The sequence below is a fragment of the Actinomadura macra NBRC 14102 genome, from assembly GCF_001552215.1.
GTDB classification, from domain to species: Bacteria; Actinomycetota; Actinomycetes; order Streptosporangiales; family Streptosporangiaceae; genus Spirillospora; species Spirillospora macra.
Map to the genome: position 1 here is coordinate 90698 of NZ_BCQT01000009.1, position 21429 is coordinate 112126.

Here is a 21429-nt window from a genome sequence, read left to right on the forward strand (position 1 = left end):
GCTCCGGCAGCTACCGGCCGCCCTCCCTAGTCGTCGGTGAGGCCGAGGCGCTCGGCCTCCGCTGCCAGCCGCCCTGCGGCCGCCGTGGAACCCGCCGCGTCCAGTTCGTGCGCCAGCTGCTCCAACTCCGCACCGCCCGCCATCAGGGCGGTGAGCTCCTCTCGGGTGATCTCGTCCTTGGTGTGGTAGCCGATGCTCTGGCCGCGGTTGAGGATCAGGAACCGGTCCCCGACCGGGTAGGCGTGGTGCGGGTTGTGGGTGATGAAGATGACGGCGAGGCCCCGTTCCCGCGCCTGGACGACGTAGCGGAGCACGACCCCGGCCTGTTTGACGCCGAGTGCCGCGGTCGGCTCGTCCAGGACCAGGGCCCTGGCCCCGAAGTGGACGGCGCGGGCGATGGCGACGCACTGGCGCTCGCCGCCCGACAGGGTGCCGATGGGCTGGTCGACGTCGCGCAGGTCGATGCCCATGGCGCCGAGCTCGGCGCGGGTGGTGGCGCGCATGAAGCCGATGTCCAGGCGCCCGAAGCCCTTGCGCCGCTCCGAGCCGAGGAAGAAGTTGCGCCAGACCGGCATCAGGGGGACGACCGCGAGGTCCTGGTAGACGGTGGCGATGCCCCGGTCGAGCGCGTCCCGGGGCGAGCCGAACGACACCGGCTCGCCCTGGACCTCGTAGGTGCCCGTGTCGTGCCGGTGCAGCCCGGCGATGATCTTTATCAGGGTGGACTTGCCCGCGCCGTTGTCGCCGAGGACGCAGGTCACCTCGCCGGCGGCCGCCTCCAGGTCGACGTCCCGCAGCGCGAGGACCGTCCCGTAGTTCTTGCCGACCCCGGTAAGCCTGACCAGCGGGACGGCCCTCCCGCCCGTCTTCCCGTCCGTCATGCCGAACGCTCCACTCTGCGACGCACGATCAGGTTGACCACGGTGGCGATGAGCAGCATCGCGCCGAGGAAGAACTTGAACCAGTCCGGGTTCCACTCGGCGTACACGATGCCCTTGTTGGTCATCCCGAAGATGAACGCGCCGATGGCGGCTCCGATCGCCGACCCGTAGCCGCCGGTCAGCAGGCAGCCGCCGATGACCGCGCAGATGACGAAGTAGAACTCGTTGCCCACGCCCTCGCCGGACTGCACGGTCGCGAAGGCGAACACCAGGTGCATCCCGGAGATCCAGGCACAGAACGCGACGCCCATGAAGAGGCCGATCTTGGTGCGGGTCACCGGAACGCCGACCGCGCGGGCGCTGCCCGCGTCGCCGCCGACCGCGAAGATCCAGTTTCCGATCCGGGTGCGGAGCAGGATCCAGGTGGCGACCGCGACGAGCAGCAGCCACCAGAACACGGTGATCTCGACCTGGACGCCGCCGACGCCGACATCGGAGGCGAACACCGCGCGGGCCGAGCCGAAGCCGTCCATGTCCCGGACGGAGTCGGACGCGACGTTGCCGGTGATCGCCTTGGTCACGCCCAGGTTGAGGCCCGCGAGCATGAAGAACGTGGCGAGGGTGATGATGAAGCTCGGCAGCCGGGTGTTGACGTACAGCAGCCCGTTCACCGCGCCGAGCGCCAGCGTCAGCACGAGCGAGATCGCGACGCCCGCCCACACGTTCAGCGTGAGCTGGTAGGCGGTCAGCGCCGCGACCAGCGCCGAGCTGGTCACCATCACCCCGGCGGACAGGTCGAACTCACCGCCGATCATCAGCAGCGACACGCCGACGGCCATGATGCCGAACGTCGAGCTCGCGTACAGGACCGTCGAGAACGAGCTCGCGCGCAGGAACGCGTCCGCGACGAGCGAGAAGAACACGAACACCGCGACGGCGCCGAGCAGCGCGCCGAGCTCCGGACGGCCCAGCAGCCGCCACAGCGGCGACCGCCGGGCCAGGCGTTCGTCGGAGCCGGTGACGGGCGGCTCCGCCACGGTCTGTGTCACCGGGTCCCCCGTTGGGCGAACGCCTCCAACGCGGCGGCGTTGTCCTTGGTGACGATCGCGGGACCGGTGAGCACCGGGCGCCCGCCGCCGAGAACGTTGCCGTTGGTCTTCAGCAGCCACAGCTCGTCCACGGCGCCGTAGCCCTGGAGGTAGGGCTGCTGGTCCACGGCGAACCAGATGTCACCCGCCTTGATCGAGGCGATGAGCTCCTTGTTCATGTCGAACGTGCCGATCCTGGCCTTGCTGCCGACCTCCTTGGCGGAGTCGACGGCGGTCGCGGCGAACGGCGCGCCGAGCGTGAGGATGCCGTCGATGTCCTTGCCGGCCTGGAGCTTCGCCGTGATGGACGACTTGACCTCCGGCATGCTGGTGCCCTTGACGAACAGGTTCTCCAGGTCGCCGCCGAAGGTCTTGCCCGCCCCGGCGCAACGGTCCTCCAGCCCGACGTTGCCCTGCTCGTGGATGACGCACAGCGCCTTCTTCGAGCCGATCCGCGCCAGCTCCCGGCCCGCCGCCTCGCCCGCGATCGACTCGTCCTGCCCGAAGTGCGCGACCGCGCCGAGCCTCGCCGACTCGCCCGCCCCCGAGTTGATCGACACGACCGGAATCTTCGCGGCGGTGGCCTGGGCGAGCACGTCCTTCATGGCGTCGGGCTTGGCGAGGGTGACGATGATGCCGTCCACCTTCTTGTCGATGGCGGCCTTCACGAGTTGGGCCTGCTTACCGCCGTCCGGGTCGGCCGAGTAGAGGAACTCCACGTTGTCCTTGGCGGCGGCGGCCTTCGCGCCCTTCTGAACAATGTCCCAGAAAGTGTCGCCCGGACCCGAGTGGGTGACCATCGCGATCTTCAGCCGTGGCCCGGCGCCGGGCGCGGCGTTGGCGCTCTCCTCCGCCTTCTTGCCGCCCGAGCCGCTACAGGCGCCGAGTGCCAGCACCCCCGTCGCCGCCAGGACCATGAGTTTCGTGGACGGCCTGCGCCCTGCGACGTTCTTCATCGGAAGCTGCATTTCATCGAACGCTCTCCGTTTCTCCCCGATGGAGTGGGCGGGTCAATTGGAGGAGTTGATCATAGTTGGCGGCACCGCGCCCATTCTTCCCTCTCGCGGACGGCACCGGGAGCTAGTTTGTTGGCCATGCGGGTCTTCCTCACCGGGGCCTCCGGGTTCGTCGGATCCTTCACCGTCCGTGCCCTGCTCGGCGCCGGGCACCGTCCGCGCGCGCTCGTGCGGGACCCGGAGAGGGCGGCCGGGGTGTTGCGGACGATCGGCGTCCCCGTCGGCGACGTGGAACTGGTGACCGGTGACATGCGGGACGCCGCCGCCGTGACCGAGGCCCTGTCGGGCTGCGACGCGGCGGCCGCGGTCGGCGTGACCGGTACGCGCCGCGATCTGGTCGAGGTCAATCTCGCCGGCACCCGGAACGTGGTCGGCGGGGCGGTCGCACAGGGGCTCGCCCCGGTGATCCACGTGTCCACGATCGCGGTGTTCGTCCCTCCGTCCGCGCCGGTCATCACGGCGGACGCGCCTCTCGGGAGACCCCGCACCGCCTACGGCCGCTCCAAACTGGCCGCCGAACGCTACGTGCGCGGTCTCCAGGACGAGGGCGCACCGGTCACGATCATCTATCCGGGCGGCGTCTGCGGGCCGGACCAACCCCATCTGGACTCGCTGATGGAGGGCCTCGCCGCGGCCCTCGGCACGCTCTGGCCGCTGCCGGGCGGCGGCGTGCCGGTCCTGGACGTCCGCGACCTCGGCGAGGCGCTGGCCCGCTCGGTCGCGACGCGCCAGGGTGCGAGCCGCTGGCTTCTCGGCGGCCACCATCTGGCCTGGTCCCGGTACGCCGACCTGTGCGACGCGCTGACCGGTGTCCGGTGCCGCCGCGTCCCCGTGCCGGGCGGCGTCCTGCTGGGTCTCGGGGCGGTGCTGGACGCCGCCAAGCACGTCCGCCCCTTCGGCTATCCGCTCACCCGCGACGCCGCCGAGTTCATGGTCACGCTCGTCCCGACCGACGACCGCCCCATCCTGGACGCGCTCGACCTCACGCTCCGTCCGATCGAGGAGACGGTCGCCGACAGTGTGCGCTGGCTGGCCGAGAGCGGCCACCTGAACCCCCGCAGAGCCGGGCGGCTCGTCGCCAACGAGCAGCCGATGCCCGGCCTCGTCCAGCGCACGTTGGGCCCGCTCTTTCAGCGGATCTCCGGCGCCTCCTGGTTCTCCAGGGTGGGGCCCAAGGTCGTCCCTCCCCTGGACCGGGCCCTGCACAGGCTCACCGGGGGCTGGCTCCTGCTGGGCCAAGCGCTCGTCCCAAGCCTCGTCCTGACCACGACCGGCGCCGTCAGCGGCCGGCCGCGCCGGGCGCCGCTCGCCTGCCTCCCGGAGAAGGACGGCGGCTGGCTCGTCGTCGGGTCCAATTTCGGCCGCGCGAAGCACCCCGCCTGGACGGGCAACCTCATGAAGCACCCGGACGCGGAGGTCAGCTATCGCGGCCGAACCGTGCCGGTCACCGCGCACCTTCTCGACGACGCCGAACGCGCCGAGGTCTGGCCCGGCCTGGTGGAGGTCTGGCCCGTCTACGACCGTTACGTGGAACGCACGGACCGCCAGCTGAGAATCTTCCGGCTGACCCCACGGTGATTCCATGCCGAATCGGCGCCGCCATTCAGCCGCGTACAGATTTCGATAGTTTCCGTCCGAGCAAGAGATAGGCGAGGACGACTCCCGCCACATTGAGGATCACATCGTCCACGTCGAAGGCGCGGCCTATCACGACAGTGCCCTGGACGGTCTCGATGGCCAGGGAGAACATGCCGGTCAGAAGGGCCAGACGGATCGGCCCGCGCAGGCTCACCCAGACGATGGGGAGTAGCACGCCGAGCGGCGCCAGCAACACCAGGTTGCCGCCCATCTGTAGGACCGCCTCCTTGATCGGACGGTCCATATAAAAGCGCAGCGAGCGCCCCGGATCGGTGTTCCCTCCGGCCTGCCCATTATCGCGGACAGGCGTCAGCGTGAGCCGGAACGCTATATAGCAGAACACCAGGAGGAAGCCGAGTGCGATCGTCACCGCGACCACCCGAAGGGCGATCATCCACCAGGGAAGCCTTTTGCCGGGCGCCGCCGGCTGCCACATCTGCACCACCACGAACCCCTGGTCCCCGCTCCGTTCCGAAGTATGCACATGAGGCGATATCGCCATTTAATCCGGTGCACGACCTTCATTTGGGACAGCCCGAATACGAGCGACCGCCCCCGGGAGCGGGGATCCCGGGGGCGGTGCGGGTCAGACGGCGACCGGCGTGGTGGCCGGTTCGAGGGCCAGGTCCAGGACCTCACGGACGTCGCTGACCGCGAAGACCGTCAGGTTCTCCAGCACCTCGGCCGGCACGTCCTCCAGGTCCGGCTCGTTACGCTTCGGAACGATCGCGGTCGTGATGCCGAGCCGGGACGCGGCCAGCAGCTTCTGCTTCAGTCCGCCGATCGGCAGGACCCGCCCGGTCAGCGAGACCTCGCCGGTCATCGCCACGTCCGAGCGCACCGGGCGTCCCGACAGTAGGGAGGCCAGGGCCGTCGTCATCGTGATGCCCGCGCTCGGACCGTCCTTCGGGATCGCGCCGGCGGGCACGTGGACGTGCACGCCGCGCTCCTTCAGGTCGCCGACCGGCAGTTCCAGCTCGGCGCCCCGCGAGCGCAGGTAGCTGAGCGCGATCCGCGCCGACTCCTTCATGACGTCGCCGAGCTGTCCGGTGAGCGTCACGCCGGTGTCACCGGTCTCCCGGTCGGCCAGCGACGCCTCGATGTAGAGGACGTCGCCGCCCGCGCCGGTGACCGCGAGGCCCGTCGCCACGCCCGGCACGCCCGTCCGCCGCTCCGACCTGCTGAGCTCGACCTCCGGCGTGAACCTCGGCCGTCCCAGGTAGTTCTTCAGGTCGTCCGCGCCGATACCGACCGGCAGGGTCGCCTTCTCCAGCGCCACGTTCGCGGCGACCTTGCGCAGCACCCGCGCGATCGAGCGGTCCAGGGAGCGGACCCCGGCCTCGCGGGTGTACTCGGCCGCCAGCAGCCGCAGCGCATCGTCGCCGAAGCCGACCTCGGACGCCTCCAGCCCGGCCTTGTCGAGCTGGCGCGGCAGCAGGTGGTCGCGGGCGATCGTGACCTTCTCGTCCTCGGTGTAGCCGTCGAGCTCGACGAGCTCCATCCGGTCCAGCAGCGGACCGGGGATCGCCTCCACCACGTTCGCCGTAGCGAGGAACAGCACGTCGCTCAGGTCGAGCTCGACCTCCAGGTAGTGGTCGCGGAACGTGTGGTTCTGCTCGGGGTCGAGGACCTCCAGCAGCGCCGCGGTCGGGTCGCCCCGGTAGTCCGCGCCGACCTTGTCCACCTCGTCCAGCAGGACGACCGGGTTCATCGACCCCGCCTCACGGATGGCCCGGACGATCCGCCCGGGAAGGGCCCCCACGTATGTACGGCGGTGACCACGGATCTCCGCCTCGTCCCGGACACCGCCCAGGGCGACACGCACGAACTGTCGTCCCATGGCCCGCGCGACCGATTCGCCGAGCGAGGTCTTACCCACGCCAGGAGGGCCGGTCAGCGCCAGCACGGCGCCGCTCCTGCGCCCACCCACGACGCCCAGACCCCGGTCCGCGCGCCTCTTGCGCACGGCCAGATACTCGACGATGCGCTCCTTGACGTCGTCGAGACCGGCGTGGTCCTCGTCCAGGATCGCGCGCGCGCCCGCGATGTCATAGGAATCCTCGGTCCGCTCGTTCCACGGGATGTCCAGGACCGTGTCCAGCCAGGTGCGGATCCAGCCGCCCTCCGGCGAGGCATCGGACGACCGCTCCAGCTTGTCGACCTCCTTGAGCGCCGCCTCCCGCACCTTCTCGGGAAGATCCGCGGCCTCGATCCGGGCCCGGTAGTCGTCCTCCTCGTCGGCGGGGTCGCCGTTCAGCTCGGCCAGTTCCTTACGGATGGCCTCCTGCTGCTGCCGCAGCAGGAACTCCCGCTGCGTCTTCTCCATCCCCTCCTGCACGTCCTTGCGGATCGTCTCCGCCACGTCCAGCTCGGCGAGGTGGTCGCGCGCCCACCCGATCACCAGCGTGAGCCGCTCGACGACGTCGGGCGTCTCCAGCACCTCGATCTTCTGTTCGTTCGACAGGTACGGGGCGTATCCGGCGTTGTCGGCCAGCGTGGAGGGATCGTCGATCTGCTGCACCACGTCCACGACCTGCCAGGCGCCGCGCTTCTGCAGGATGACGCTGACCAGGCCCTTGTACTCCTTGGCCAGTTCCTCCGCGCGCCCGCTCGCGGGCGGGGTCTCGATCACGGTTCCCTCGACCCACAGGGCCGCGCCCGGCCCGGTCGTCCCGGTCCCGATCCGCACCCGCGACACACCCCGGACGACCGCACCCGGCTCCCCGCCCGGCAGCCGTCCCTCCTGCTCGATCACGCCCAGCGTTCCCACACCGGCGTACTGCCCGTTGAGCCTCGGCACCAGCAGCACCCGCGGCTTGGTCTCCGACCGGATCCCCGGCCCCTTGGCCTGGGCCACAGCACGCGCGGCCTCGATGGCCGCCCGCACCTCCCCGCTCTCGGACAGGTCGAGGGGCACCACCATGCCCGGCAGAACGGCCCCGTCGTCCAGGGGCAGCACCGGCAGCGTCAGGGTCTCGCTCATGCTCAGCTCCAAGTCCGCGTGTGTCACCCAACATCAAGTTGAGTCATCCACACTCAAGAAAACGGAGCACGATTTTGTTTCCTCAGCAACGTTCGCTCTCAGCGATCAACTCCCTTGGTGTCCCGTCCGAGCGAACCCTGCACCTTCGGACCCAGGATGCAGCCGACCTTGCAACGTTCGGATCAAGTCGGCACCTCGGCGCGGCACAGTACGCGGTGCGCGACTGAGTTGTCGGTGGCGTTGGGCGAGCCTGTACGGCCAGTCGACGGCTTCGAGATCGAGTAGGCGACCGCCGACGACGGGAAGCCCCGGGGCGATCTCGCAGAGGCGTGAGAGGCCTCTCTCGAGCAGGGACGCCCTGCGGTTCGGTCGGCCAAGCGGCATCGGGAGTCCGTCCGCAAGCGGATGAAGGTCGTCTATGACATGGCCGGGGTCCGCAAGGTGGCCGCGGATGCGATTCGTAGGGCGGTCCTGCCGAAAGACCGTTGACACGGTAACTGGATCTTGGGTAGGCAGGTCTCCATGGCAGCCGACGGAGGCTTCTCCGAGCCGATGTATCACACGGCCCTGGAGTCGGACCTTATGGTCCCGATGCGCGACGGTGTGCGGCTGGCTACGGATGTGTACCGGCCTGCCGGGCAGGACGGCGTTGTCGGCACGGCGCTGCCGACCCTGCTGGTCCGGACCCCGTACGACAAGTCCGCCGCCGGGGAGGACAGCGAGTGGGCGCACTGGTTCACCGCACGGGGATACGTTGTGGTGATCCAGGACTGCCGCGGCTGTTTCGGGTCCGAGGGAGAGCTGGGCTTTCTCGGCTGCGAGGCCGAGGACGGGCATGACACGGTCGGCTGGGTGCGCGCCCAGCCGTGGTGCGACGGCCAGGTCGGCACCTGGGGCACCTCCTATCTCGGCTGGACGCAGACGGCCACCGCCGCCGCCGGCACCGAAGGGCTGGCCGCGATCGTGCCGAACCAGAGCGGCGCCAACGGCTACACCAGCTCGATCCGGCACGGCGGTGCGCTGGAACTGCGGTGGATCGCCTGGCTGTTCTGGCATTCCGCACGCAATACCCAGGCGGCGCTCAAGGCACAGCCGTGGGTGGATGCCGCCCTCAACCTGGACCCGATACCGTTCGGGCAATGGCTACGACGCTGGCCGATCCGGCCCGGAGCCACTCAGCTCGCCCTTGTCCCGCCGTATGAGCGGCTGGCGTTCGCGCTGCTCACCCACGACCGCTACGACGACTTCTGGACGAACCCGGGAATCAATCCGGCCGCCCATCTCGACCGTTTCACCGATGCGCCCACTCTGCTGATGGGCGGCTGGTACGACTCCTACACTCGCGCCACATTCGAGCTGTTCGAGGGGCTGTCTGCCCGCAAGACCGGGCCTGTCAAGCTGATCGTGGGGCCCTGGTCGCACGACCAGACAGGGGAAACGTCAGCGGGTGACCTGTGGTTCGGCCAGGACGCAGCCATCGACGTCATCGGTACTCACCTGCGTTGGTACGACCGGTGGCTCAAAGAGCGACCCAACGGCGCCGACCATGACCCGCCGGTGCGGATCTTCGTGATGGGCGGGGGATCGGGCGCACGCGGGCCGCAGGGCCGGCTCAGCCACGGCGGCCGATGGCGTGACGAGTTCGAATGGCCACTGGCGCGGACCGTCTACGTCCCCTACTACCTGCACCAAGACGGCGGCCTAAGCCCTCAGCCGCCCGCGGTGGACAGATCCTCGACTACCTACCGGTTCGACCCGGCCGACCCAGTGCCCTCGATCGGCGGCAACGTGTCCTCACTGTTCGAGGCCCCCGGCCTGCCACCTGGGATCGCCCACCCCCGGGACACATTCCTGTTCGAGGGCGTCCAGAACCTCCTCGAACCGGGTGGCTTCGACCAGCGCGAATCCGCGCAGCTGTACGGCTGCCAGCCGCCCCTACCTGCCGCTCGCGGCACGGGCTGACGTTCTGGTCTTCCAGACCGATCCGCTCGTCGACGACCTTGAGGTGACCGGGCCGATCGAGGTCCGGTTGTGGGTCGCCACCACCGCGGCCGACACCGACTTCACCGCCAAGCTGATCGACCTCTACCCACCCTCGGCGGCCTATCCCCACGGCTACGCCCTCAACCTCACCGATTCGATCATCCGGCTCAGGTACCGGGCCGGCGACCCGCCGAGCCCGCTGCCCCCCGGCCAGATCACCGAGGTCACGATCACGCTCTACCCCACGAGCAACCTCTTTGTGGCCGGCCATCGGATCCGCCTCGACATCTCAAGCTCCAACCACCCGCGCTTCGACATCAACCCAAACACCGGCGAACCACCCGGCACACAACGGCGGCACGTCATCGCCGACAGCACTGTGTTCCACGACACGCAGCGGGCCTCGCACGTCATCCTCCCCACCGTGCCCTGCCCGGCTGACCCGCTCACCCCCCGCGCCCGGTGACTTCCCCGTCTTCGCCCCGCTGGCGGAGTTCATCCACCCCCTTCCAATGGCTCAGAGGACCTGATGACAGCGGCGGCTGCCCACGCACGTAGACCTCCACGGATACCTCGAACCCATCAGGCAGGGATTTCGCTGTCTTGTATTCGTGCCTCAGGGTTTCGACCTCCGCATTGAGTCGTCCGACGCTTGGCATCCTCTGGCCCCGGATCGATAGCCCCGGAGCTATGCCAGGTTGCGAGTGATGAGGACGGCATCCCGAATGTCACAATCTCGTCCTCGCCGGGCGTGACACCCGGTGACATCGGCGTCATCGACCACGGGAGCACGTGCATCTGCGTTCGATTTCACGCCGGACCCACCCGCCCCAGCAACCGGGACAGCTCCCCCATTCCTGACGTCCCGGCCCGGAGCCCCCGCCCATCCACGACGTCCCCCCGGACACCCCCTGCCCCCCGCAACCGAGGAGGTGCGCCGTGTTCCTCCGGCCACGCATCCTGTCCATCGCGGCCGCCCTGCTGGCGGCCGCGTCCGTCCTGCCGGGCCCGACCGCCCAAGCCACCGGGCCACGATCGCCGAGCGCCGCCAAGGCGGTACCGCCCGCCGCCGGAACCCGACCGACCGTCGCCGGCGAGGAGAAGGCCAGTGGAGCCGCTCTGCGGTACGCGCCCACCGGCCACAGCTCACGTGTCGTCATCCGTGAGCCTGGCGCCACCTACATCAAGGTGCACTTCGCGTCACTGAAACTGGTGCCGGGTGACCGGGTGACGGTCGCCGACCCGACCCGCCGCGAGGTTCACACCTACCACGGCGACCCGACCGTGCAGAGGTTCCCCGGTGACTCCAGCCACACCGTGCACGGAAAGCCGGGCTTCGCCGCGATGTCCGTCGACGGCGACACCGCCGTGGTCACCCTGCACTCCGCGGCGACGCGGCACGACGCCGCCGACTTGACCCGGCGAGAGTTCGGCGCCCGCATCGGCACGTACTTCCGGGGCTTCGACGAGGCCGAACGGGCCGCGGCCAACCCCGGCACGTTCAGCGTCTGCGGTGCGGAAGGCCGCCGCGACGTGAGCTGCTACCAGACCAGCCACCCCACCGAGTACGCCCGGTCCGGTGCGGTCGCCCGCCAGTTGCTCAAGGGCGTCGGGCACTGCACCACCTGGCGGGTCGGCAACACCAACCGCATGCTCACCAACCAGCACTGCATGGAGAGCGCCGCCGACCTGCGGGCCAGCGAGTTCCAGTTCGACTACCAGTGCGCCACGTGCGGCGGCAACGACCCCCGCACCGGCACCAAGGTCAGCGGAGCCGAACTGATCAAGACGAGTCCGCTCAGCGCCCTGGACTACACGCTGTTCTCGGTGAACGACTTCGCCTCGATCCAGAAGTACGGCACCCTCTACCTGGACGTGCGCGAGCCCGTCGCCGGTGAGCGGATCTACATCGCCGGACACGGCGACGTCAAACCCAAGCGCCTCTCCCTCTACGAGGACCGCGACGGCGGCACGTACTGCAAGATCGACCGTGTGTCGTCCGGGGTGAACACCGGCTACCTGTGCGACAGCTCCGGCGGAAACTCCGGCTCCCCGGTGCTGGCCGCCTCCTCGCACAAGGTGATCGCGCTGCACCACCTCGGCGGCTGCCCGAACTGGGGAACCCGCATCACCCTCGTCTACGCGGAGATCTCGGGTCAGATCGACAACAGCGGCCCGGCGCTGCGGACCTGACCTCCTCAGGCCCTACGAGAGTCGGCCGGAGGGGACATCGCGTCCTCCCCTCCGGCCGAGCGCGTTCCCGCCGAGCCGTCGGCGGACGACGGCCTACGCCGGCATCTCGGCCGGGGCCGCGCTCGCGGGGCCCGACCACCGCTTCTTCCGCGACGACGATGACCCCGGCGAGGTCACCTCGACCGCGGGCCTGGGTCTCGTCCCCTTCACGGTGCTACCGCATCGCAACCGCGGCAACGCCGAACGGCACGACCGGCAGGCCCTCCGACACGACGGCCGGACCCGATTCGTCTCGATCGGCGACGACCAGACCGTCATCGTCCACGGCGTCTCCTGGACGATCCGAAACTCACCGTGAGCCCCGCCACCAGCCCGGACGAAAAAGCCCAATACGCCACCGTCCCGACGAATAGTCCATCACTTGCCATACCGATAGATCTCCCCATCGAGGCGCAGGCGCTCGACCTTCGCGACCGGCTCGCAGTCGAGCTTCACCGGGGGCTGCCGGCCACACCGGAAACACCTCGAAAAGCCCGCCCGCGACCGGCTGGGCAATGGGCTGGCAAAGCTCCTAGGGGATCTTGATTCTTTGCGCCAGGTTCGGTTTACACGCGCATGACCTGGGGGTACTTACCGCAACGAGATCGTGACAGTGAGTGAAGGAGAGGTTCTCCGGGCGGCAAAGAACCCGGCCGGAGACCACCAGGCGAAGGAGGGGCAGATGAGGATCACCGCGCACCTCACGCCGGTCCCCCACGGTACGGCCGAGGGCGTTCGCCCGCCTCGCCCGGGGCAGGGCGACACACCTCGGGTCCTCGGCCCTACCCGACCGGCAGCCACCCCGCCGCCGAGGACCCCGGCGCCGCACGCCCCCGCGGCACCGGTGTCCGTCGCAGCCGGGCCGACGGCGCCCTTGAGAAGCGCCGCCGGCCCGGCCCGCTCACGACCGGGCGCCCCGGCGCCCGCTCACCCCACCGGACGGGATGTCACGCCCCCGCCCGGTCGGCTTCGGAAGGGAGGTGAGGTGCAACCTCGATCGGAACCGGCGCGAAGCCGGTGAGCACACGGCGGCCGGCACTCCGTCCGACCCCCGTCCCGGCCGCCACCACGCAGTAAGGGATCGCTGCGAACCGGGGCCCGCGGAGGCTCGAACCTCCCCGGGCCCCGGCCCCGACGAGCGTCTCCACCAACGCCCGCCCCGTTGCCCGGCCGGTGGTCAGAGCTTCTTGCGCCACACCTGACCGTTGATCAGGTCTCCGAAACGGCGAACGGGTGATTCCTCCGTCTCCAGGGTGAATCCGGCGCGTTCGTAGACGCGGTGCGCGGGACGCTGGAGGGCGGTCGTCCACAGCATGATCTCGGAGTAGCCGGCCGCGGTCGCGAAGCGCACGCACTCGGCGACCAGGGCGGCGCCGATACCGGTGCCGCGGGCCTCGGGTTCGACGTGCAGCAGGCGCAACTGGGCGACGGCGTCGTCGCGGCGGACGCAGAAGACACCGCCCATCGCCACGCCGTCGATCTCGGCGATCCAGGCGTTCTCGCGCTCCGGATCGTGCTGATCGACATACTCGGCGACGACCTTGGCGACCAGCGCCTCGTAGGTGCGGTCCCAGCCGCACTCCGCGTCGTAGAGCGCGCCGTTGCGCTGCACCACCCAGCCGAGGTCGCCGGGGCGGAGCGGGCGCAGGACGAACCCGGCCGGGCGCGGACGGTCGTCGAGGACGCCGTGAATGGAGCGCATCGCCGACAGCAGCCGGTGCCGGTCATCGCCGGACAGCCCGTCCAGGAGCCCGCGGATCTCCGCCCGGGACCGCTCGTCCAGCATCGCGAACACCTCCCGGCCCCGCGCGGTGAGGCGGACGATCTGCCGGCGCGCGTCGCCCGCCGCCCGCTCGCGGACCACCAGCCCGTCGCTCTCGAAGCGGGCGAGCATCCGGCTGAGGTACCCGGCGTCCAGTTCCAGCGCGCGGCGCAGGGCGAGCACCTCGGTGTCCGCCCGCTGCGCCAACTCGAAGATCACCCTTGCCTCGGTGAGGGAGTAGGGCGTGCGGACCAGGCCCTCGCCGAGCACGCCGATCACCCCGGTGTAGAACCGGTTGAACGTCCGGACCGTAGCGACGTCGGTGTCGGTCGCCCCCATCCCCCGCCTCCTAATATTTGACTCCGTCAAACGTTACGGGACGAGGGGCCGCCGGGCCAGCCCCGGGGAGAAGATCGTCAGGCGCCGACCTGGACGCCCTCGTCCAGCGTCCGCGCGTCGCGCACGACTCTGCGCTCGACGAAGAACGTCATGAGCGGGACGATGCCACCGAGGACGATCAGCGCCATCCGGCTCACCGGCCACCCGGTGCGCCGCCACAGGTCGTAGGCGGCCAGCAGGTAGACGACGTAGATCGCACCGTGGACGGGCGCCACGATGCCCGCCATCGCCGGCTCGTCCGTCGGCCCGTACTTCAGCACCATGCCGACGGCCAGCAGCACCAGCAGCGTGCCCACCACCAGGGCCAGGATGCGATACCTGGTCACCGCGCCTTCCACAGAACACACCTTTCGTCCACCGCGCGAGGCGGCCCTCAGTCGCGCCGGTGCGATTCGGAATTGAGCCGCGCGAGGTAGCGGTTGTAGGCCGCGAGGGCGGGGTCCTCTTCCTCCTGCCGGCGGATGATCTCCCGCTTGACGGCGGCCTCCGCGGGCTCCTCGATCACCCGGGGCGCCTGCGGCTCCACCCCGTCCCGCTCGTCCCGGATCATCTTGATCCACATCACGATCACGAAGATCGCGAAGATCGGCCATTCGAAGGTGTAGGCCCAGCTGCGGTCGTTGCCCGCCTGGGCGCGGTCGTACTGCCACCAGCCGAAGCCGAGGAACGAGGCGCACAGGACGATCGCCAGCGCATGCAGCCCGAGCCAGCCTGGGGTGAGGAACCGTCGCACGTCACTGAGCGTACCCCCGGTCTCCGGGGGTCCGTACCGGGGTGCCGGTGTAGACGGCCCGGGGGCGCAGCGGTGTCGTGCGGCCGTACTCCTCCAGGGCGTGGGCCAGCCATCCGGAGGTGCGGGCGACGGCGAAGACCGCCTCCCCGCTACCGGCGACCAACCCCGCGACCGCACCGAGGACGGCGAGCGCGAAGTCGATGTTGGGCGGGGGCAGACGCCGCCTCCGTGCCTCGGTCAGGACGGCCTCGGCGGCGGCGAGGCGCTCGTGTCCGTGCGCCGCCTCCCGGACGAGGTCCAGCAGGAAGGCGCAGCGGGCATCACCCGACCGGTAGACCGGGTGGCCGAAGCCGGGGACGCGCTCGCCCGCGCGCAATCTGCCGTCCAGGGCCTTGGACGCGTCCGCCGGGTCCCCGATCTCGGCGAGCAGGCGCTCGGCGCCGTAGGAGGCGCCGCCGTGCAGCGGCCCGCTCAGCACCCCGAGACCGGAGACGACGACGGCGTACGGGTCGGCGCGGACGGACGCGGCCACCCGCGCGGCGACCGTGGACGCCGCGAGTTCATGGTCGGCGAGCAGGATCAGCGCGGCCTCAAAGGCCCGCAGCAGCGCAGGTTCGGGCGGATCGAGGCAGAGCCGCCACCACAGGCGCACGGCGATCGGTTCGGTGGCGGACGGTCGTTCGGGGACGGGTTCGCCCGCGAACGGCAGGGCTTCGACGAGACCGGCGATGAGGGAGCGGGCGGTGGTGGTCACGCCTTCGGGGTCCAGGTGGTGGCGTAGGGGGTCGGTCGCGGCCAGGGCGGCGGCGATCAGCTGGAGGCGGTCCATCGGCAGGAGCCCGGCGGGGAGGCCCGACTGAGCGGCGACGGCCACCGCGACGCCGTCCGCGCGGGGGCTCCAGATGGCGTCGGCGCAAGGCGGCGCACCGGTCCAGAGCCAGGCGGCGACCTGCTCGAAGGCCGCGCCGCTCGCGAGGTCGAGGACGTCGCGGCCCCGGTGGTACGGGCGATCCGGGCCGAGCGCGGTGATCTGCGACTCGATCGCCAACTCCCCCGGGCCGGGCGGACGGCGGGGCTTCCCGCGCCGAGCCATTTCCTCCACCTGGGCCGCGTCGAAGAGGCTGCGCCGGCCGTCGGCGGCATGCCTGCGGCGCAGGACGCCACGGCTGACGTAGGCGTACAGCGTGGCGGGTTTCACACCGAGCCTTTCCGCGGCTGTCACGGCGTCGATCCAGCCATCCACCAGCCCATTCCCCCTCTTACATTGATTTTGATCAATATTGATACATGTGGATCGTGCTGTCAATCTGAGGCCATGCCTCAGATTCACTTCCTCGACGTCACCAACCGGGACGGCGTGCAGACGACCCGGACCGGGCTGTCGAAGTTCGGCAAGACGATGGTCAACTTCTATCTGGGACGGCTCGGCGCGGCGCAGTCGGAGATCGGCTTCCCGTTCCTGTTCCACGAGGCCCCCTACGTGCGGGCACAGCTCGCCCTGGCAGAGGCCGGCGCGTTCGGCGGGCTGCGGCTGTCGGGGTGGTGCCGAGGGGTCACGGAGGACGTGGAGAAGTCCGTCCGGGTGAAGGCCGGGGACACCGGGCTCGCCCACTACAACCTGTCGATCTCCACGTCCGACTACATGCTCGCGAACAAGTTCCGGGGGCGGCTGGACCGGGACGCGATCGTCCGCGAGATGGTCGCGGCGGTGCGCACGGCGAAGGCCGGCGGGGCGGCGACGGTCGGAGTGAACGCCGAGGACGGCTCCCGCACCGGCGACGGCTTCCTCACGGAGTTCGCGCTGGCGGCCAAGGAGGCGGGCGCCGACCGCGTCCGCTACTGCGACACGATCGGCGGCGACACGCCGGAGCGGATCCGGGAGCGTTTCGCGAAACTGGCGGCGGCCGTGGGCATGCCCGTCGAGACGCACTGCCACAACGATCTCGGCCTCGCCGTCGCCAACTCCGTCTCCGGTGCGCTCGGCGACCTGGAGGCGGGCCAGGACGCATGGATCAACACGTGCGTGAACGGCATCGGCGAACGATCGGGCAACGCGGATCTGCTGTCGACGATCCTGGCGTTCCGGCACGGGTTCGGGCTGGAAGGGCACAGCGCCGAGTTCGGCGATCCGATCGACCTGTCGTGGGCGCGCCGGTTCGCGCTCTGGGCGAGCTACGCGTTCGGCCAGCCCCTCCCCTACAACCAGGTCGGTGTCGGACGGAACGCCTTCGCGCACGAGTCCGGCATCCACGCGGACGGTGCGCTGAAAGACCACGGCAACTACGAGCTGTACGACGAGGAGACCCTCGGCCCCTTCCCGGACGACTGGCACGCGCGTCGCGGACGGGTCGTCCTCACCGGCGAGTACGGCGGCAAGTCCGGATTCAAGCACGTGATGGACGGGCTGGGCATCGAACCAGCGGACGAGGACCTGGCGTTCACGCTCGTCCAGCTGTGCAACGCGCAGACGGGACGTCCGTTGACCGACGACGAGCTGCGGCTGATCGCCGGATACCCACGCGAGCTCGCGCTGCTCTTCCCGGACCAGATTCCTGGCGCCTGACCTCTCGGATTGAGGGATTCGCCGGAGTTTGTCGGCGGCGCACTCTACGTTCTCCGGCATGGCGACCACCGCAGCGGCAGGGGCCGCGCAGTCCTACACCTACACGCGCCCGTCCGGGCTGGACGGGGGGCTGCTCGGCCTGTCGACGTCCGGCGGGACGACGACGGCCGGTCCGCGGCCGCATCCGCACTTCTTCAGCGGCGTGCTCACCCAGGCGGCGCCGGCCGCGGCGGCGCTGCTCGCGCTGGCCGACGTCGCCCGGACGCGCTACCACCAGCCGCGTCCCACCGCGTTCCGCGATCCGGTCGTGACCTGCAACGGCGACCGCCTCCGGCTGGAGTCGTTCTCCGCTTGCGGTGGGGTGTACGCGCGGCTGGACGTCCTGGAGCAGGCGATGGACGGGGAGGTCCACGAGCGCGGCACGACCAACGTGGACGTGAACAACCCCCTGCGCGAGGCCCTCGCCCGGGTGGGCGGCTCCGATCCGCTGCACCTCGCCGTCGGCGCGGAGGAACTGGCGGTGACGACGCTGGACGGCGCGGTCGTGGAGAAGAAGGTGCCGCTCCCGGAGCGGTGGCTGCGCGGCTTCGCCGAGGTCCAGGTCATCACGGCGGGGTTCGATCCCCGGGCGGAACTGAAGGCCCCTGACGCCGTGCGGTTGCTGCGGTCGCTCCCCAAGCGCGCGCGGGAGACCCTCTGGGCGGTGTCGGCCGGACGGACACTACGGGTCGCGTCCCGTCCGATGCCCGGCGCCGTGTGCCTGGCAGGGGCGAACCGGCTGCAGACCATGCTGCCGCTCCTCCGCTTCGCGCGCGCCTTGCGGGTGTACGGGCCGTCCGTCACGAACACGAGCGGTCCTGTGTCGAGCGCGTGGGAGCTGGAACTTCCCGGGATGCGGTACGTGCTGGCGCTCTCCCCCCAGCCCGCGCGAGGGTTCTCCGGTGAGGGCGCCGTCCTGGAGGCTCTCGCGACCGACGAGGCGGCCGGCGACGCGGATCTGCTCGGCGCGCAACTGTCGTTCGAACCGTGCGTCGACCCAGACCTGCTGTCCGAACGCTCGGGTCTCGACCTGGCCCGGACGAGAGCGGCACTGACCCAGTTGGGCACCTCGGGCCGGGTGGGATTCGATAGTGCCGAGGCGGCCTTCTTCCATCGTGAGCTCCCGTACGATCCGGCGCGTGTCGCCGACCTCAACCCACGGCTGCGCTCGGCGCGCGCGCTGGCCGATGACAGCGCCGTGCGGTTCGTCGATGAGAACACCGCGATCGTGGTGAGCAACGGCGGCGACCGCCAGGTACGGTTCGACCGCGACCGCGCCTCCTGCACATGCCCATGGTGGTTCGACCACCGGGGCGAGCGCGGCCCGTGCAAGCACGTCCTGGCGGCCAGGATCGTCCGCCGTGGCGCGGCCGTGAGCGTCGAGGCCGGCCGATGAGCTCGTGGGACGCCGTCCGGACCGCGATCGACTCCGGTGACCTCACCAGGACCGCGAGCCTGGTCGCGGCGCTCGACACCGCCGGCCGCCGCACCGTCGCCAAGGAGCTCCCCGCCCTGTCGAAGGAGCTGCGCGCGGCATCGGAATGGGGGTTGCTGAACCGGCGGAGGATCGAGTCCCTGCTGGTGGCGGGCGCGGGCGCGATCGGCGGCGCCGCCACCGCGGCCGCCTGGCTCGCACGCCGGGACCTGGAGGTCCCGTGGGGGTCGGAACGCTACGACGACCTGTGCGCGGCGGTGCGCACGGTCACCGCCGCGCGTCCGGACGAGTGGCGCGCGGAGGTCGCGCACCGCGTCGCCGCCCGGATCCGCACCGCCGACGCCGTCTGGCGGGATCTTCCCCTCTGGCACATGGCGGCGACGCTCGCGCTGTCCGCCGGGGCGGAGCCCCCGGTGTCGGACGGCTTCGTCATCGGCTGGGTGTTCGGCGGGGCCGACGCCGCGTCCCTCGGCGAGGACCCGTTCCTGGAGCCGCTCGTCCCCAAGCTGTTCGAGACGGACGGGGTGGTTGTCGCGCTCGCGATGGACGCGGACGACAGGAGGCGCGTCTGGATCAACGCACTGGTCACCTTGGCCGAGGCCAAACGACTCGAACGCACGGCCCTCCTGGACGGGTGCGTCAACCGTTTCCTGCGCGGCGGTACACCGCACACGTTGCGCTGGTTCGTCCTTCTCCATCACGACCTGCATCCCACGGACGAGGAATCGGCCGCCCGCACGCGGGACTATGTCCGGCTGCTGCCGACCGCGCCGCCCGCCGTCGCCGACCTGGCGCTCCGCGAGGTGCGCCGTGCCGACGACCTCGGACGGCTGGAGGGGGCGCTGTTCGAGGAGGCCATCAGCGCACTGCTGTTCCGTCCCGAGAAGAAGCTCGTCCGGGCCACCCTGAGCTGGCTCGACCGGACGGCCCGGCCCTTCGACCGGATCGACGCGACGTTGCGCGCCGCCACCGCGATGTTCGCCTCGGACGCCCTCGACCTGCGGGAACGCGCCGTCAAGATCGTGGTCCGGCATGCGGGTGAGGCGGGCGCGCAGGCCCGCGATGAGGTCCGCACCGCGGCGGCCGACCTCCCTGCCGGCCTGCGCGCGACGGTCGCCGCCGCGTTCGGCGCGGTCGCCGAGCCCGCCGCCGCGGCACCGGTGCCGGCGGGACCACCACCCTTCGTGCCGCGCGACCTGCCGCCACCGATCGGTTCACTCGCCGAGCTGGTCGCGGAGTTCGGCGCGCTCGCCCACGCGCCCGAGAGATGGGTCGCCGACGAACGTTTCCTGGCCGCGCTCATCGAGCACGCCTTCCACGACTTCGCCGCGACGCGGGACGCCTTCGGCAGGGCCGTCGGCGACGATCCGTGGGTGGCGGGCGCTGACGACGGGTACCGGCGCTCCTACGCGGAGGGACGCTGGGTCCTGTCCGCCGTCCGGAGCCTGCTCCTGCCGGAGGTGCCGCACGTCGCCGAGGCCCGCGCCGCCTTCGTCAGAGGCCGGCTCGGCGGCTCCGGGACGACGTACACCCCCCAGCTCGACCGGTTCCTCCGCTGGCGCAGGCGCGAGACCGCGGCGGCGGTCGGGGTGGTCCCGCTGCTCCTCGCCACCCCGACCGAGGGCGGCGGCCATGTCGACGCCGGCGTCCTCGTCCGGCGCCTGGAACGGCTGGAGGAGGCCGGGCTCGAGCCCGGCCGCGCCGACCTCGTCCAGGCAATGCTGCGTGTCCCCCGCACGATCGACACAGACGCCATGACCCGCGCCAAGGCCCTGGACTCGGACGCCGGACGGGCCCTGGCGTCGTGGCTCGCCGCCGGCGGCCTGGCCGACCCTGCCGTGGACTGCCGGATCCTGGACGAGCCGGCCGCGCTGCTGGACGGGCGGACGCTGCGACTCCCGACCCGCCTCCTGCCCACGGTGACGCTGCGCGGCGAGGCCCCGTCCGACATCGTCCAGGTCTGCGCCTTCCCCGAGCGCGGCTGGACGGACCCCGGCAGGCCGGATCATCGCGCCTCCACCTGGTCCTGGCCCGCCGTGACGCCCTCCCACCGCGAGGTCGCCGCGGCCCATCTCGTCCCGTACCTGGCGGGCACCGACGAGTACGAGTGGGGCCAGGGCGGCACCATGCTCGCCCTCGCGGAGGCCGACGGGCCGTCCGGCGCGGCCACCGCGACGGTGCTGGCGGGCGCGCTCGGCAACAAACACGCGCGTGAGCGCGCCGACGCCGTCGAGGCACTGCTCGCGCTCAGCGGCCGCGGGCGGCTGCCCACGGTGGAGCTCGGCGCGGCCGTCGGGCGGCTGGCCGCGCGGGGCCGCGTGAAGGCCACCCGGATCGCCAGAGCGCTCGGCGCGGCCGCCGACGCCGGTGCCCACGCCGACGTATGGGCGATCATCGCGGCGGCCCTCCCGGCCGCGCTGCCGGCACCCGGCACCCGGGCGCCGGCCGGTCTGCCCGACCTCATCGCCCTCGGTACCCGGACGGCGGAGCTCGGCGGGGCGCGCGGCGCCATCCCCGCCCTGGAGGTCGTCGCGTCCCGCCGCGGCTCCAGCCGCCTGGTCAAGGAGGCCGCCCACCTCCACCGCACGCTGGTCGCCGCACCCTGACGCCGGCTGGGCCGCCCCGCCCGCCGAGCCGCCGGCCCGCCGCCGCGCAACGAACGGGGTCCGGCCGGTGT

Annotated in this window: 17 protein-coding genes; 8 read left to right on the forward strand and 9 right to left on the reverse strand. The window is 71.2% G+C overall.

Features of this window, described 5'->3' with window-relative positions:
• Nucleotides 1-26: 26 nt before the first annotated feature.
• Genes AMA02S_RS14315 through AMA02S_RS14325 form a run of 3 tightly spaced genes read right to left on the reverse strand, consistent with a single transcriptional unit; the run spans nt 27 to nt 2925 of the window.
• Complete coding sequence (locus tag AMA02S_RS14315; RefSeq protein ID WP_067457768.1) at nt 27-881, reverse strand: ATP-binding cassette domain-containing protein; 855 nt, start codon at nt 879-881, stop codon at nt 27-29.
• Entirely contained in the window at nt 878-1930 is a 1053-nt protein-coding gene (locus tag AMA02S_RS14320; RefSeq protein ID WP_067457771.1) for an ABC transporter permease, read from the reverse strand. Before AMA02S_RS14320 ends, AMA02S_RS14315 begins: the two co-directional genes overlap by 4 nt.
• Nucleotides 1927-2925, reverse strand: coding sequence for a sugar ABC transporter substrate-binding protein (locus AMA02S_RS14325; protein ID WP_218004964.1), 999 nt, complete (start codon nt 2923-2925; stop codon nt 1927-1929). Before AMA02S_RS14325 ends, AMA02S_RS14320 begins: the two co-directional genes overlap by 4 nt.
• A 138-nt stretch (nt 2926-3063) precedes the next feature.
• On the opposite strand from AMA02S_RS14325, the gene AMA02S_RS40255 reads away from it, so the two are divergent.
• Nucleotides 3064-4563 carry a nitroreductase family deazaflavin-dependent oxidoreductase gene (locus AMA02S_RS40255; RefSeq protein ID WP_084265143.1) on the forward strand — a complete coding sequence of 500 codons (1500 nt, stop codon included), beginning with the start codon at nt 3064-3066 and terminating at the stop codon, nt 4561-4563.
• 25 nt (nt 4564-4588) lie between these two features.
• Here AMA02S_RS40255 and AMA02S_RS14335 read toward each other — a convergent pair whose 3' ends face one another.
• Nucleotides 4589-5071: a VanZ family protein gene (locus AMA02S_RS14335; RefSeq protein ID WP_245667529.1), complete on the reverse strand. Its 483-nt coding sequence runs from the start codon at nt 5069-5071 to the stop codon at nt 4589-4591.
• A 138-nt stretch (nt 5072-5209) separates the two neighbouring features.
• Nucleotides 5210-7606 (reverse strand): endopeptidase La, encoded by a 2397-nt coding sequence (gene lon / locus AMA02S_RS14340; protein ID WP_067458918.1) that lies wholly within the window; start codon nt 7604-7606, stop codon nt 5210-5212.
• Between the two features lie 522 nt (nt 7607-8128).
• On the opposite strand from lon, the gene AMA02S_RS43260 reads away from it, so the two are divergent.
• The 4 genes from AMA02S_RS43260 (at nt 8129) to AMA02S_RS45005 (ending at nt 12140) form a co-directional block, all read left to right on the forward strand.
• Complete coding sequence (locus AMA02S_RS43260; protein ID WP_084265144.1) at nt 8129-9568, forward strand: CocE/NonD family hydrolase; 1440 nt, start codon at nt 8129-8131, stop codon at nt 9566-9568.
• Entirely contained in the window at nt 9492-10055 is a 564-nt protein-coding gene (locus AMA02S_RS44685; protein ID WP_218004965.1) for a CocE/NonD family hydrolase, read from the forward strand. The genes AMA02S_RS43260 and AMA02S_RS44685 overlap by 77 nt, the downstream gene beginning before the upstream one ends.
• A 473-nt stretch (nt 10056-10528) precedes the next feature.
• Nucleotides 10529-11782, forward strand: coding sequence for a trypsin-like serine peptidase (locus tag AMA02S_RS14350; RefSeq protein ID WP_067457774.1), 1254 nt, complete (start codon nt 10529-10531; stop codon nt 11780-11782).
• A gap of 103 nt (nt 11783-11885) precedes the next feature.
• Complete coding sequence (locus AMA02S_RS45005) at nt 11886-12140, forward strand: Type 1 glutamine amidotransferase-like domain-containing protein (RefSeq protein WP_084265146.1); 255 nt, start codon at nt 11886-11888, stop codon at nt 12138-12140.
• An 858-nt stretch (nt 12141-12998) separates the two neighbouring features.
• On the opposite strand, the gene AMA02S_RS14355 is transcribed toward AMA02S_RS45005, so the two are convergent.
• The 4 genes from AMA02S_RS14355 to AMA02S_RS14370 all read right to left on the reverse strand — a co-directional run bounded on the left by AMA02S_RS14355 (nt 12999) and on the right by AMA02S_RS14370 (nt 15937).
• Nucleotides 12999-13922 carry a bifunctional helix-turn-helix transcriptional regulator/GNAT family N-acetyltransferase gene (locus AMA02S_RS14355; protein WP_067457775.1) on the reverse strand — a complete coding sequence of 308 codons (924 nt, stop codon included), beginning with the start codon at nt 13920-13922 and terminating at the stop codon, nt 12999-13001.
• Between the two features lie 77 nt (nt 13923-13999).
• Nucleotides 14000-14308 carry a DUF3817 domain-containing protein gene (locus tag AMA02S_RS14360; protein WP_245667531.1) on the reverse strand — a complete coding sequence of 103 codons (309 nt, stop codon included), beginning with the start codon at nt 14306-14308 and terminating at the stop codon, nt 14000-14002.
• A gap of 47 nt (nt 14309-14355) precedes the next feature.
• A complete protein-coding gene (locus AMA02S_RS14365; protein ID WP_067457777.1) occupies nt 14356-14715 on the reverse strand; it encodes a hypothetical protein in 360 nt (119 codons plus the stop codon).
• Between the two features lies 1 nt (nt 14716).
• Nucleotides 14717-15937 carry a citrate synthase gene (locus tag AMA02S_RS14370; RefSeq protein WP_245667532.1) on the reverse strand — a complete coding sequence of 407 codons (1221 nt, stop codon included), beginning with the start codon at nt 15935-15937 and terminating at the stop codon, nt 14717-14719.
• Nucleotides 15938-16030: 93 nt separating this feature from the next.
• On the opposite strand from AMA02S_RS14370, the gene AMA02S_RS14375 reads away from it, so the two are divergent.
• From AMA02S_RS14375 to AMA02S_RS14385, 3 genes are read left to right on the forward strand one after another with little or no spacing between them, the layout of a single operon-like run.
• Nucleotides 16031-17278, forward strand: coding sequence for a hydroxymethylglutaryl-CoA lyase-like TIM-barrel protein (locus AMA02S_RS14375; RefSeq protein ID WP_067457786.1), 1248 nt, complete (start codon nt 16031-16033; stop codon nt 17276-17278).
• A gap of 58 nt (nt 17279-17336) precedes the next feature.
• Complete coding sequence (locus AMA02S_RS14380) at nt 17337-18713, forward strand: SWIM zinc finger family protein (protein WP_067457791.1); 1377 nt, start codon at nt 17337-17339, stop codon at nt 18711-18713.
• Entirely contained in the window at nt 18710-21358 is a 2649-nt protein-coding gene (locus AMA02S_RS14385; protein ID WP_067457795.1) for a DUF6493 family protein, read from the forward strand. Before AMA02S_RS14380 ends, AMA02S_RS14385 begins: the two co-directional genes overlap by 4 nt.
• Nucleotides 21359-21429 lie beyond the last annotated feature (71 nt).

Bases quoted from the DNA above. Each gene is read 5' to 3' on its own strand.
- AMA02S_RS43260 (WP_084265144.1), top strand. From the start codon at position 8,129: ATGGCAGCCGACGGAGGCTTCTCCGAGCCGATGTATCACACGGCCCTG.
- AMA02S_RS14375 (WP_067457786.1), top strand. From the start codon at position 16,031: ATGCCTCAGATTCACTTCCTCGACGTCACCAACCGGGACGGCGTGCAG.
- AMA02S_RS14355 (WP_067457775.1), bottom strand. From the start codon at position 13,922: ATGGGGGCGACCGACACCGACGTCGCTACGGTCCGGACGTTCAACCGG.
- AMA02S_RS40255 (WP_084265143.1), top strand. From the start codon at position 3,064: ATGCGGGTCTTCCTCACCGGGGCCTCCGGGTTCGTCGGATCCTTCACC.
- AMA02S_RS14380 (WP_067457791.1), top strand. From the start codon at position 17,337: ATGGCGACCACCGCAGCGGCAGGGGCCGCGCAGTCCTACACCTACACG.
- AMA02S_RS14325 (WP_218004964.1), bottom strand. From the start codon at position 2,925: ATGAAGAACGTCGCAGGGCGCAGGCCGTCCACGAAACTCATGGTCCTG.
- AMA02S_RS14385 (WP_067457795.1), top strand. From the start codon at position 18,710: ATGAGCTCGTGGGACGCCGTCCGGACCGCGATCGACTCCGGTGACCTC.
- AMA02S_RS14315 (WP_067457768.1), bottom strand. From the start codon at position 881: ATGACGGACGGGAAGACGGGCGGGAGGGCCGTCCCGCTGGTCAGGCTT.
- lon (WP_067458918.1), bottom strand. From the start codon at position 7,606: ATGAGCGAGACCCTGACGCTGCCGGTGCTGCCCCTGGACGACGGGGCC.